Consider the following 12,534-nt stretch of genomic DNA (forward strand, 5'->3'; position numbering starts at 1 on the left):
TCAGTGATCGGCGGATCGGTAAATCATTTGCCGAGGCTCTCGTCGAGAGTCCTGGTCAGGACGCCCGGGTCACCGGACATCTCCCAGATCATCGCGCCGAGCATGTTCTTCTTCTTGAGCCAGTCGACCTTCTTCTGGATCGACCACGAGTCGTCGAACGTCCACCACTGGCCGTTCTCACCGGTGTAGCAGGACGTCGCGACCGCCTGCTCGTCATGGACGATCCGGCAGTTCGGGACGCTGGCGAGCAGGTTGCTGTACCCGCGCGTTCCGGCCTCCTCAGCGAACTGGCCGGGGGCCGCGCCGTTCGCGTCCTGCCACTCGCCGCCCTTGCCGCCGTCCTTCACTTCCTTCCAGCCGCGGCCGTAGTAGGCCAGGCCGATCGTCAGCTTCCGCGGGTTGATCCCGGCGTCCAGGTACGGCTGCACAGCGTTCTCGACGCTGAAGTGGAACGAGTACGGGTCATCTTTGTCGGTGTACAGGTTGCCCTGGTGGCCCGTCCGCTTGGGCTCCCAGGAGTCGTCGCTGCCCGCGCCGTGGAAGTCGTAGCCCTGGATGTTGAACATGTCCATGGACTTGGCGACCTCCGCCAGCTCCCAGCCGGCCTCGATCTTCGCCGGGTCGGCGGGGGTGAACGCGGTGAGCAGGTAGCGCTGGCCGGTCGACTTCGTCATCTCGTCGAGCTGACGCCGGAACTCCTCGATCAGCAGCGTGTTGTTGCGCTTGTCGTCCGGGCTGACGTGGTTGCCCGGGTGCCCCTCGGCGCCCGGCCACTCCCAGTCGAGGTCGATGCCGTCGAAGATGCCCGCGCCCGTCCCGGGGCCGCCCGCGCCGTTGTACACGGGCAGGTTGCCCTTGATGTAGATGTCGAGGCAGGACTGGACGAACTTCTTCCGGGACGCGTCGGTCTTGGCGACGTCGGAGAAGTACTTGGAGTACGTCCAGCCGCCGAGCGAGATCAGCACCTTCAGGTGCGGGTACTTGGCCTTGAGCTTCTTGAGCTGGTTGTAGTTGCCGCGCAGCTTCTCCCAGCCGGTGTCGCCGACGCCGTCCACCGACTGTCCGGCGCTGAACGGGCGCCCGTAGTCGGCCTCGGCGTCGCCCGCGCCGTCACCCTGGTTCGGGTCCTGCGGGTTCTGCGAGGTGCCCTTGGTGACGCCGTGCAGACACGTCAGGTTGCGCGGGTCGATGTTGCCGAAGGCGTAGTTGATGTGGGTCAGCCGCCGCGCGTTCCCGGTGGTGTCCAGGTTCTTCACGAAGTACTGGCGGCCGTAGATGCCCCACTGGACGAAGTAGCCGACCTTGGCGTAGCCGTCGCCGACCACGTCGGCGGTCTGCACCTCGATGGCGGAGCCGGCCTCGGACACGTTGTCGTACTTGTCGCGGGCCTTGACGCTGAAGCTGTACTTCGTGGACGGCGACAGCCCCGCGACGTTCGCGGACGTCTCCGTCACGGTCGTCGCGACCTTGCCGTTCACCAGCACGTCGTAGTTCGCCACGCCGCTGTTGTCGGTCGAGGCGTTCCACGCCAGCTTCACGCTGCCGGAGTCCTTGCCGGTGCTGCGCAGCCCCGTCGGGACGGACGGCGCCACGGTGTCGTCGGCCGGGTTGTTCGTCTTGACGGTGAGGGGCGAGCTGGCCGGGGACAGGGTTCCCTTGCGGTCCCGGGCCTTCACCGTGAAGGTGTACTCGGTGTTGGGCGTGAGGCCCGTGACCGTGGCGGCCGTGTCCGGCACCGTCGTGGCGAGCGTGTCGCCGTTGTACACCTCGTACGCGGTGATGGGCAGGCTGCCGGCCTTGGCCTCGTCCCAGTCCAGCGTGACCGTCTTGGTGGTCTTCACCGGCGAGGTCAGGTTGCCGGGCGCCGCCGGGGGCGCGTCCGCCGAGCCGTCGCAGTTGACGTCGTTGACGCGGCAGGTGGCCGGCTGCGCGCCCGACCTGCTCACCGTGAACGTCGGGCTGTACGGCTCGGTGGTCCGTCCGGCCCCCACGGTGCTGTTGTAGTGGGCGGGGGACAGGGTCCACGTGTTCCCGGTCTGGGTGAGCGACCCGTTGTCGGCGTTGCTGGCGGTGACGCCGGCGGGCAGGGTGAACACGATCGACCAGGACTGGATCGTCGCCGAGGAGTTGTTCGCCACGATGAACTTGGCGCGCGATCCCTCGACGGAGTACGCGGCGGTGACGCCGTCCGCCGTCGGCGGCGCCTCACCCGAGCCGTCACAGTTCGCGCCGTTCAGCTTGCAGTTCGCCGGCTGGGCCGCGGAACTCAACGTGAACGTCGGGCTGTACGGGTCGGTGGTCGCGCCGCCGCGGAGCGTGTCGATATAGAACAGCGGGCGGAGCGTCACCTTCGTGCCGTCCTGCGACAACGTGGCGTTCTGCGGGCTACTGGCGGTCACACCCGCGGGGAGCTCGAACGTCAACGTCCAACCGCTGATAGAGGACGAACCGGGATTGGTAACCACATATTTTCCGGTCGTCCCGGACAGGCTGAAGGTCGCCGTGAGGCGGTCCGCCGCCCGCGCGGGAGCGACGGCGAGCGCGGCCACGACGACGAAGGTGAGCAAGATTCCGATCATTCGGCGCATGCCGAACACCTACTTCCGGTGGGAGTCTTCCGGGGGTCGGGGTCCTTCCGAGGATGGGGGGCCGAGAATCGCCAGCATCTGATCGATCTGCGCCGACCGTGACCGGTCGACGCGTGCCGCCAGGTTCCGCGTCCAGGCGTCCTCGCCCTTGCCGGTCTCCAGGCGGGCCATCTGGACGGCGTCGTCCTGGTGTCCGATCAGCAGGTTGAGGAACGCGCGCTCGAAACGGTCCGGCGGGTTCCGCACCAACACCTCCAGTTCGGCGTCGGTGGTCTGGGGCATGCCGCCGTGCGCGGCATGTTCGTGCGACTGCGCGCGCAGCGGCCGTCGCCACTCGCGCAGGCGTCGCTGCATCTGTTCCGCCTCGGCGATCTGCGTGCTCTCGATCGCCAGGGCGAGCGTCCGCACCCGCGGACTGACCGGATGGTCCTTCGCCAGCCGCACGAGCTTCACGCCCTGCTCCTGGTGGGGAAGCATCATCTGGAGGAACATCACGTCCTGGGAGTTGAAGCCGTCTCCGCCGCGTGACGCTGGGGCGGGGCCGCCGGACGGCGAACCGCCGGCGGCCCCGCACTGGGCGAACACCAAGGCGACGCACGCGATGAGGAGCGCCACCGCGCCGTATTTGACTACGCCGCGCATAGCCGCGGGACGTTCCGACGTTTCGCCGTCCGTCACAGGGGGTGCGGCCGCAGGGGAAACGGCCGTATGACGGTCGGTCGCAGGGAGGTCGGTCGTCCGGGGGCCGGCCGCGGGAGGTACGGCCGCGGGGCGTTCGGTCGCGTGGCGCTTCATTGGAGGCAACTCATCGCGTTCGGTCATCCTGCCGCGCTCAGACCTTCTGCCAGAGCGCGGTGGTGTTCGCGGGTTCCCAGCCCGCGAGCGCGGTGTGCGCTTGCAGGCACTTGTAGGACGCGCCGCCGTACGTCACCTGGTCGCCCGGTTCGTAGGCCGTGCCGGCGGTCCAGGAGCCGCTGCTCGGCGGGTCGGTCGGCGGGTCCGTGGGCGGGTCGGTCGGTGGGTCGGTGGGCGGGTCGGTCGGTGGGTTGGTGGGCGGGTCGGTCGGTGGGTTGGTCGGAGGTGTCGTCGTTCCTCCGAAGTCGACGTCGGAACAGGTGTAGAACGCCTCCTCGCTGTACAGCACCCGCTGCCAGATCGAGTAGAGGACGTGCCGGCCGCTGCGCGGCGGAATGTTGATCGTCCACTTGGTGAACGTGGTCGGGTTCTGGCTCTTGAACGTCTGGATGTGCTCCAGGTCCGACCAGCGCAGCGGCTGCGTCGGGTCCCAACCATGACGGGTGATGTAGAACTCGAAGTTGCTGCCCCCGTGCGGCGCGGTCGCGTGGTACGTGATCGTCTGCGGGCCGGACGACATCGGCTTGGCCGGCCAGTCGGCGCGCGGCAGGTCGAGGCCGCGGAACTTCGCCCGGCCGGCGCCGCACAGCTGCCCGTCCGGGATGAGCTCCCGGTGCTTTCCACCGGCGTTGATCAGCGACACCTCGTTCCAGTCGTAGAACGGCTGGGTGCCGCTGGCGGCCACGGCCGCCTTGCACGCCTCGGACTTCGGGCTCTCCGGTCCCTCGTTCTTACAGACGTACACGCGGCTCGGCGGGTCGGACATGGTGCCGTGCGCGCTCGCGCCGGTCGCGGTGCCGAGCACCACGAGCACCGACGCCGCCGGGACGGCGACCGTGACGGCGGCCGCCTGTCTCGCTCGGTTCGATCTCATCGGGGTTCCTTCCGGTGGGGTGGGTTTCTCCGAGGAGGCCCGGACGCGGAGGTCCGGGGCCTCCTCGGAGGTACGGGACGGCTCGCGAAGCGCGAGGCCGAGGGGTTACGGAAGGCCGTTGAGGAAGGGTCGGTGGCTGTTCATGAACTCCCACTTGTAGTAGCGGTCCCAGTTGATCGACCAGGTCATCAGCCCGCGGAACGCCGGGGACGTCCCGCCGCGGAGCTGGTACGAGCCGCAGCCCTGCCCCTTCACGAGGCAGTTCACGGCCTGCTGCACCTGGGCGGGCGGCGTGTGGCCGTTGCCCGCGCTGACCGCGGCGGGGAGGCCGATGCCGATCTGGTCGGGGCGCAGGCCGGGGAACGTGTGACCGGTCTTCGCGACCGGGAACCCGGCCTTCACCATGTCGGTCATCGCGATGTGGAACTGCGCGCCGCCCATGTTGTGGTACTGGTTGTCCAGCCCCATGACCGGCCCGGAGTTGTAGTCCTGGACGTGCAGGACGGTCAGCGCGTCCCGCATCGCGTGGATCACCGGGAGGTAGGCGCCCGTCCGGTTGTCCGCGCCGCCCGAGCCGCCGTAGAACTGGTAGCCGACCTGCACGAAGAACGTCTCCGGGGCCATCGTCAGGACGAAGTCGTTCCCGTACTTGGCCTTCAGCGTCTTCAACGCCGAGATCAGGTTCACGATCACCGGGGTGGTCGGGTTCCGGAAGTCGGTGTCACCGCTGTTGAGGTAGAGCGAGTGGCCCTCGAAGTCGACGTCGAGACCGTCCAGCCCGTACCTGTCGATGATCGCCGACACGGACCGGACGAACGCGTCCCGCGCGCCCGCCGAGGTGAGCTGCACCTGGCCGTTCTGGCCGCCGATCGAGATCAGGACCTTCTTGCCCTGCGCCTGCTTCGCGCGGATCGCGGCGGTGAACTCCTCCTCGCTCTCCACGTTCGGGCATTCGCTCACCGGGCAGCGGGTGAATCGGATGTCACCGGACGTGGACGAGGTCGGCTCGCCGAACGCGAGGTTGATGATGTCCCACGAGTCCGGGACGTCCGCCATCCGCACGTAACCGGACCCGTTGGCGAAGCTCGCGTGCAGGTAGCCGATCAGCGCGTGCTTCGGGAGACCGGTGTCGACGCAGCCGCTCGTCCGGCCGCCGACCGCCGCCGACCTGGACGACTCGCCGACGTCGTTGTACGCGACGACCGTGTAGCTGTGCGAGCTGCACGTGTCCAGGCCCGAGATGGTGGCGCTCGTGCCGGTCACCGTGGCCCGGACGGTGGAGTCCTCGTACACGCGGTAGCCGGTGACCGTTCCGGGTGCCGGATCCCACGACAGGGCGATCGAGTCGTCGGTGACCGTCCCGACCCGCGGGGACCCCGGTGCGCCGGGGACACCGGGCTGGGGTTCGCCGCCGGGCCCGTCCAGCACCACGTCGTCGGCGTAGTACGCGCCGTTGCCGTACCAGCCGTGCAGGTAGATCTCCACGGTCTTCTGGTCGGCGCCGGTCGTGAACGACAGCGACAGCTTGGTGTAGTCGGACGCGGACGGCGCCCACGTCCGACCACCGCCGGTCACGCCCATGTACACGTAGCTGCCGCGCACCCACGCGGACAGCTCGTACGCGGTGTTGGGCTTGACGCTGACGGTCTGCGAGCACTGCCCGGTGCTTCCGGCGCTCACGCCGCCCGCGAGGGCGTACGAGCCCGTCCGCACGGGGGTGGTCACGGCAGTGCCGCCGCCCGAGCAGGTCCAGCCGTTCAGCGACCCGCTCTCGAAGCCGGCGTTGGCGAGCACGTTGGCCGCCTGCGCCGGGTTCGGGAGCCCGATGAGCAGCCCGGCGGTCAGCACCGCCGGGGCCCAGATCTTCTTCATGTCCGTCCCTCTGGGAGAGCGTGTCCGGCTACGGAAGCGTGTCGAGGTGCGGGCCCACCGTGCCGGCGAACCTGCCGCCGTTCGAGAGGTCCCAGTTGATCGACCAGGTCATCGCGCCGCGAATGCCGGGGTAGGTGCGGGACGGCTTGTAGGAGCCGCAGTTCGTGCCCTTGGCCAGGCAGTCCAGCGCGTTGTTGACCAGCCCCGGCTGGACGACACCGCCGCCCGCCGCGCCCGCTCCGGCCGGAAGGCCGAGCGCCACCTGGTCGGGACGGAGCCCGTTCTCCAGCTGGATGCAGGCCAGCGCGGTCATGAAGTTGAGCGTTCCCTGCGAGTACACCTGCTGGTCACAGCCGAGCATCGTGCCTGAGTTGTAGTACTGCATGTGGACGACGGTGAGGATGTCCTTGATGTTCAGCGCGAGCTGGAAGTAGCCCGCTCCGGTGTTCTGCATGTCGACCGTCTGCGGCGCCATGGTGATGATCATGTCGTTGCCCACCTTGGCGTGCAGCGCCCGCAGCGCCTGGCCCATGTACTGGGCGCTGATGCCGTTCTCCAGGTCGATGTCGACGCCGTCGAAGCCCCACTCGTTGATCAGCCCGTACATGGAGTTGGTGAACAGGGTCGCGGCGTTCGCGTTGCCGACCCAGATCGCGCCCTTCTCGCCGCCGACGGACAGGATGACCTTCTTGCCCTTGGCCTGGAGCGCCTTGATGTCGGCCTTGAACTGCTCGTCGGTGTAGCCGCCGACCGCCTTGGCCAGTTCGGGGTCGACCCGGAACGAGACCTCTCCGTGGCGGCTGGTCGACTCGCCGAACGCCACCGCGACGACGTCGTACTCGTCGGGGACCTGGGAGAGCTTGATCTCACGCGCCGCGTTGACGAAGTCGTGCCAGTAGCCGGTCAGGAAGTGCTTGGGCAGCGGGCCGGTCACGCATCCGTCGGTCGTCCCGGTGACGGCGGTGCTGGCGGGCGACTCACCGGCGTCGTCGTAGGCCTTGACCGTGTAGCTGTGCGTGGAGCACTTGGCGAGCCCGCTGATCGTGGCGGTGGTGCCGGTGACGGTGGCCCGCAGGTCGGAGCCCTCATAGACGCGGTAGCCGGTCGGCGAGCCGGTGCCCGCCGCCCAGCCGAGGGTGAGCGAGGTTTCGGTCTTGGCGCTGATCGTGGGGGTGCCCGGCGTACCGAGCCGGTCGGGCTCGCCCGAGCCGCCGGTACAGGGACCACCGTTGAACGTGCAGTTCTCCGGGACACCGGGACCGTTCCCGAGGAACCCGAACGTGACCGAACCGCCCGCTGGGATGGTGGCGTTGTAGTCGCGGTTCTGGAACGTGTGGCGCTGACCGTCCTTGGTCAGCAGGGCGTCCCAGTACGAGCCGACGGAGGAGCCCGAGGGCATGTCGAACTCGACACGCCATCCGTTGATCGCGGCGTCGGACGCGTTGGTGAGGGTGAATCGTCCCTCCCATCCGGCACCCCAGGTGGAGGGCTTGCTGAACGTTGCGGTCGGCGCCTCGGCCTGCGCGTAGGAGGCGCCGGCGAGCGGCGCGGCGAGCGCGAGCAGGAGGACGGTCAGAACACTGAGAACAGAGCGGGGGCTCAAATCTCACTCCATCGGTCGGAAGCTGGCGGATTCCCCCGAACCCCGAGTAGAGCGCTATTCGATAGGAAGGTTTCCTATCAGTTTTGAAGCAAGGTAACCAGCGACCGTGACCCGGGCAAGCCCTTCGCCCAATATCGTCCATTTGCGCAGGCCAACCAGCCCAGCTTGTACACCGAACCAGCCTCAGCGCGTGCGAATATCGGCACTAGTCGACAATGTCATGCCCTTTCGCGGGCGAAGTTCGACAATCAGGCCGCTCGGGCCGGGCCGCGGAAGACCTGCTGGGCATGCCATTCGATGTGCGTGGGCTCCACCCGGGCCAGGCCCGTTTGGGGGTCGCGCGCCGGTCGTCCCACCAGTTCGAGGACCAGGTTTCCGGACGCCGCCGTCCGGCCGACGTACTTGCGCGACACGGTGATCACGCGGTCGCCGGTCAACCCGACGACGCCCCGGTCGAACAACCGGTGGTGCAGCGCGCACAGGCAGATGCCGTTGTCCAGGCGGTCGGGGCCGTCATAGGTTCGCCAGCGCACGTGCGCGGCGTCCAGGCCGACGGGCGCGCCGTTCAGCCAGCCCTCGTAGCCGCAGAAGGCGCAGCAGAACTCGTACGCCTCCAGCACCTCCAGTCGGAACGCCGGATCACGACGTCCGAGCTTCTCCTGGACGGCGGCGGGCAGCTCCGCGTCCTCCAGCTCCAGGCCGACCATCTGGCAGATGTCGGCGTGCAGCGACGGCGCGAAGTTCGCCTCCAGCAGCGCCCGCACCAACCGGGGCAGCAGCGCCGAGTCGCCGGCGAGCGCCGCCGCGAGACCCGGATGCAACCGGCCCGCCGCGCCCCGGGACCGCAACGGGCCGACCGCGGAACCCGGACTCGGTCCGCCGTCGGCCGTCCTGACCTCCCAGAGGCCGTCGTCATTGGTCAGATGGTGGAACGGATAACCGGGACTGGTCGTTCGGGGCGGCCCGAACTCCGCCAGCAGGCGCCGCAGATCCTCTTCCGCCGCCGAGAACTCGATGGCGCGCGGCCCCTCGTGCCGGAACCGTCCGAGCGCGTACAACAACAGCAGGGGTTTGTGCGGGGCGCGTTCTCCGTCGCGCGAGTATTGACGGACGTTCAGCACCCGCTCGACCCATTCCACGCCCGCCACCCTAGCCCGGTTCGCGCCGGGTGTGACGTGCGGCGCCTGGGGTACCCGGCCCCGCGTGACGAGACCGGTCAGGAATCGAGAAGCGCCTGTTCGGAGGCCGCGACTAGCGTGACCGTCATCGACCTCGGGATTCATGACCGGACGATTTCGGGGGACATTGTCGGAGGTCTGATCACAGGCCTGATCACGGTCTGATCTGGCAATGTCGCGGAGATGTCGGTGGCACGAGTCGAACGAACTGAACGGAGGCGGATGATGGCACGCGAACGGCAGGCGGAGCGCACCGAAAAGCGCAGGCCGGGTACGCCGGGCGCGTTCTCCCGGTGGGCGCAGCACCGGATGAACGCCCGGATGAACCGCAAGATCCGGCGTGGCCGCGGGACGTTCATGAAGATGGACGTGCTGATCCTGCACACGGTGGGCCGGCGGAGCGGGGAACCGCGGGAGACGCCCGTGGCGTGGTTCACCGACGACGAGGGCGCCCGGCTGGTCGTCGCGTCGGGTGGTGGAAGCCAGAACCCGGACTGGTACGCCAATCTGATGGCGTATCCCGACCGGGCGGCGATCGAACTGCCCGACCGCGACGCCGTACCGGTGACGCCGCACCGGCTGGAGGGCGACGACCGGGAGCGGGCCTGGCGGCGCATCGCCACCGCACAGCCCCGTATCGCGAAATATCAGAGCAAGTCGGAGCGGAAGTATCCGGTCGTCCGGCTCACTCCGCGGTGAGCGGCGCGGGCCCGGACAAGGGCGCGGCCCGCGTCCCCGGAGCTGGGACGCGGGCCGCCTGGGGGTTGGTCAGAAACCGGCAGTGATCTTGGAGAATTCCCAGTTCTGCTGGTCGGTGCCGCTGCCCGGACGGTCACGGTTGACCGCCCAGAACGTGAAGCGGGACAGGCCCTTGGCCTTGGACCAGTCGCGGATCTGGGTCCAGATCGCCGTGGTGGTGATCTCCCCGACGTCGGACTTTCCGTTCATGCCGGAGATGCCCATGTGGGAGTAGGCGACCTCGTCCGACCACTTGAACGCCGACTTCAGCGTCTCCTTGAGGCCCTCGGACGACTTGACGGTGTAGCCGTACATGTCCGAGTGGCCGCTGAAGTTGAACGGCATGATCGTCCACACGTCCACGGGGACCTGCAACTCGGCCGCGCGGTCGATGAGGCGCTTGCCCCAGGAGTTCGGGCCGGTGTTGAGGGTCGGGAACGTCATGATCGTCTGAATGCCGGGGTTCTTCTGCTCGACGATCTTCAGGGCGCCGAGGATCCGGTCCTGGACGGCCGCGCTCTCGAACTCGTCCTTGTTCTCGATGTCGATGTCGATGGCCTTGAGCTTGTAGGCGTCGATGACCTTCTGGTACGCGCCTGCGAGGGCCTCGGGCGTCTGGCAGTTCGGGCCGAGCTTGTTGCCGGACCAGCCGCCGATCGACGGCATGATGTCACCGCCGGCCGCGCGGATCTTCTCGATCGTCCGGTCGTCCACGCTGCCCTTGAGCGGACGCTGGCTGTCCCACGCCGGGTTACAGCCGTTCTGGGCCAGGATGAAGGCCATCGTGAACATCTTGGTCCCGGACGCGTTCATCACGGTGACCGGGTCCGGCGGGTTGCCCCAACCCATGTAGAGGTAGGGCGCGGCGTGCTTGGTGACGTCCGCCGAGGGGGCCGCGTTCGCCGAGCCCGGGACGAGCAGGGCCGCGACGAGGGAGCAGAGCGCGGTGATCAGGACGCCTGGGAGCAGTCTTCTCATTTCTTACTCCGGGTGGGAGGTGTGGACACGTGGGAGACCCCGAACCCCGAGATGCATGGTGAAGCGACATGGCGAAGTGACCTTGGCGGGGGGCGATCGGGGCACAGATGTGACCTCGAATCTTTAGGAAACTTTCCTGTTAATCGACTGAACCGTAACCAGACCGACGCCGCCCGGCAACCCCCGTACCGAACAGACGTCCCAAGCCAGCCCAGCTAATGGACCGAACCACGCGCCCGTCCAAAGAATGTCGGCACTTCTCGCCGATGGTCGTGCCTTTCTGTCGGCAAGATCGTTCGAAGGCGTTCATCGGCGTCCGGCATCGCCGGGTTTCTGCGGTGTCCTCATGGCGACCGACGATGGTCCGGGACGCTCGACGGTGTACGACCTGCGCGATGGCGGCGGGCGGTCATTGTTTAGGCGGCTCCCGGACGTGCAGATTGTGGGAGGGGATGCGCGAGCTGTCACGGGGGGATGGCCGGTGCGGATTCATGGATTCCTGCCCGCGGTCGCCGGTACCGGGCTGTGTCTGGTGATGCTGGCCGCGTGCGGCGACGGTTCCGACGACGGGGAGTCGCCGCCCGCGACGACGGGCGGCGCACCCACGTCCACGCCCACGTCCACGCCCGCGTCCACGCCCGCGCCCACCGCGACGGGCGGCTCCGCGGTGAAGGGGAAGGTCATCGTCATCGACCCGGGTCACAACGGCGGGAACGCCGACCACCCGGAGGTGATCAACAAGCGGGTGTTCGTCGGGAACGGTTACAAGCCGTGCAACACGGTCGGCACCAGCACCCGGGACGGTTACAGCGAGCACGCCTTCGCCTGGGACGTGGGTAGGCGGCTGGCGGGCGTGCTCCGGCGGCAGGGCGCCAAGGTGACGTTGACCCGCGAGAACGACACCGGGGTCGGTCCGTGCATCACGCAGCGGGCGGCCATCGGCAACCGGGCTCGCGCCGCCGCCGTCGTGTCGATCCACGCCGACGGGGCGCCCACGTCCGGGCACGGGTTCCATGTCATCGAACCCGCCCCGGTGGGCCGGAACGCGTCGATCGTCGAGCCGTCCCACCGGCTCGGTATAGAGATCCGGGACGGATACCGTTCCGGCACCGGGATGCCTTACTCGACCTACCGCGGGGAGAACGCGCTGGACCGGCGGGACGACCTCGGCGGTCTGAACATGTCCACGGTCCCGGCCGTGTTCGTCGAGTGCGGCAACATGCAGAACCCGGGCGACGCGGCGAAGCTGTCCAGCGCGTCGTTCCGGCAGCGCGCGGCCGAGGGCCTGGCCACCGGGCTCGGAAGCTACCTCCGGTGAACCACAATGGTTCCGCAGAGAAATATTCTGCGCGTACCAGTCGCTCCGGCGGGGGGTCAGGCGAGCCGCGCGGACATCCGGGTGAGCAGGACCTGGAGCAGCGCCAGCTCCTCCCGGCCCACCGCGTCCTGCACGCGCCGCCACTCGTCCTCGATCGCGGTCGTCAGTCTGCCCAGCGTCTCGCGGCCGTGTTCGGACAGGAACGCCAGCACCCTGCGGCGGTCGGCGTCGTCCACCCGCCGGAACACCAGCCCCGCCGACACCAGACGGTCGACCACCTTGGTGAGGGTCGGCGCCGGGAGCAGCGCGAACTCGGCTATCTCGGTCATCGTGTGCCCGGCGCCGTCGGAGAGCAGGGAGATCACGCGCCATTCCTCGACGGTGGAGCCGGCCGTCTTGAGCGCCGTGCCGAGCCGGGCCGCGATGCCGCGTTCGACCCGCGCGAGCACCCTCGGCAGGTCCAGCTCGTCCTGCGCCATACCTGTTGTAGTCATCGCGAGACCTAAGATTACCGTCTCTTCGAAACTATT

10 protein-coding genes are annotated in these 12,534 nt (G+C 68.6%); 2 read left to right on the forward strand and 8 right to left on the reverse strand.

Annotation, left to right across the window (positions count from 1 at the left end; translation table 11 throughout):
* Nucleotides 1–23 precede the first annotated feature (23 nt).
* From D0T12_RS23230 to D0T12_RS23260, 6 genes are all read right to left on the reverse strand, one after another.
* Complete coding sequence (locus D0T12_RS23230; RefSeq protein WP_117401974.1) at nt 24–2,588, reverse strand: glycosyl hydrolase family 18 protein; 2,565 nt, start codon at nt 2,586–2,588, stop codon at nt 24–26.
* Between the two features lie 9 nt (nt 2,589–2,597).
* Nucleotides 2,598–3,230: a DUF305 domain-containing protein gene (locus D0T12_RS23235; protein ID WP_158581608.1), complete on the reverse strand. Its 633-nt coding sequence runs from the start codon at nt 3,228–3,230 to the stop codon at nt 2,598–2,600.
* A gap of 190 nt (nt 3,231–3,420) precedes the next feature.
* Nucleotides 3,421–4,317: a lytic polysaccharide monooxygenase auxiliary activity family 9 protein gene (locus tag D0T12_RS23240; protein ID WP_117401796.1), complete on the reverse strand. Its 897-nt coding sequence runs from the start codon at nt 4,315–4,317 to the stop codon at nt 3,421–3,423.
* 105 nt (nt 4,318–4,422) lie between these two features.
* Nucleotides 4,423–6,189, reverse strand: coding sequence for a chitinase (locus D0T12_RS23245; protein ID WP_117401797.1), 1,767 nt, complete (start codon nt 6,187–6,189; stop codon nt 4,423–4,425).
* A 28-nt stretch (nt 6,190–6,217) separates the two neighbouring features.
* Nucleotides 6,218–7,792 (reverse strand): chitinase, encoded by a 1,575-nt coding sequence (locus D0T12_RS35960; protein ID WP_233526240.1) that lies wholly within the window; start codon nt 7,790–7,792, stop codon nt 6,218–6,220.
* Nucleotides 7,793–8,040: 248 nt separating this feature from the next.
* Nucleotides 8,041–8,931, reverse strand: coding sequence for a phosphorothioated DNA-binding restriction endonuclease (locus tag D0T12_RS23260; protein WP_117401976.1), 891 nt, complete (start codon nt 8,929–8,931; stop codon nt 8,041–8,043).
* 264 nt (nt 8,932–9,195) lie between these two features.
* Here D0T12_RS23260 and D0T12_RS23265 point away from each other — a divergent pair, with 264 nt between their 5' ends.
* Entirely contained in the window at nt 9,196–9,669 is a 474-nt protein-coding gene (locus D0T12_RS23265) for a nitroreductase family deazaflavin-dependent oxidoreductase (protein WP_117401977.1), read from the forward strand.
* Nucleotides 9,670–9,738: 69 nt separating this feature from the next.
* Here D0T12_RS23265 and D0T12_RS23270 read toward each other — a convergent pair whose 3' ends face one another.
* A complete protein-coding gene (locus D0T12_RS23270) occupies nt 9,739–10,686 on the reverse strand; it encodes a chitinase (protein WP_199487639.1) in 948 nt (315 codons plus the stop codon).
* Nucleotides 10,687–11,167: 481 nt separating this feature from the next.
* Between D0T12_RS23270 and D0T12_RS23275 the strand changes: the two genes are divergently transcribed.
* A complete protein-coding gene (locus D0T12_RS23275) occupies nt 11,168–12,004 on the forward strand; it encodes an N-acetylmuramoyl-L-alanine amidase (protein ID WP_233526241.1) in 837 nt (278 codons plus the stop codon).
* A gap of 56 nt (nt 12,005–12,060) precedes the next feature.
* Here D0T12_RS23275 and D0T12_RS23280 read toward each other — a convergent pair whose 3' ends face one another.
* On the reverse strand, nt 12,061–12,498 hold the full coding sequence (locus D0T12_RS23280; protein WP_199487640.1) for a MarR family winged helix-turn-helix transcriptional regulator: 438 nt from the start codon (nt 12,496–12,498) through the stop codon (nt 12,061–12,063).
* Between the last annotated feature and the right edge of the window lie 36 nt (nt 12,499–12,534).

The sequence above is a fragment of the Actinomadura spongiicola genome (genome assembly GCF_003432485.1).
GTDB lineage: Bacteria > Actinomycetota > Actinomycetes > Streptosporangiales > Streptosporangiaceae > Spirillospora > Spirillospora spongiicola.

Coding starts and splice junctions, on each gene's coding strand:
- D0T12_RS23230 (WP_117401974.1), bottom strand. CDS start 2,588: ATGCGCCGAATGATCGGAATCTTGCTCACCTTCGTCGTCGTGGCCGCG.
- D0T12_RS23235 (WP_158581608.1), bottom strand. CDS start 3,230: ATGCGCGGCGTAGTCAAATACGGCGCGGTGGCGCTCCTCATCGCGTGC.
- D0T12_RS23270 (WP_199487639.1), bottom strand. CDS start 10,686: ATGAGAAGACTGCTCCCAGGCGTCCTGATCACCGCGCTCTGCTCCCTC.
- D0T12_RS23240 (WP_117401796.1), bottom strand. CDS start 4,317: ATGAGATCGAACCGAGCGAGACAGGCGGCCGCCGTCACGGTCGCCGTC.
- D0T12_RS23265 (WP_117401977.1), top strand. CDS start 9,196: ATGGCACGCGAACGGCAGGCGGAGCGCACCGAAAAGCGCAGGCCGGGT.
- D0T12_RS23280 (WP_199487640.1), bottom strand. CDS start 12,498: ATGACTACAACAGGTATGGCGCAGGACGAGCTGGACCTGCCGAGGGTG.
- D0T12_RS23245 (WP_117401797.1), bottom strand. CDS start 6,189: ATGAAGAAGATCTGGGCCCCGGCGGTGCTGACCGCCGGGCTGCTCATC.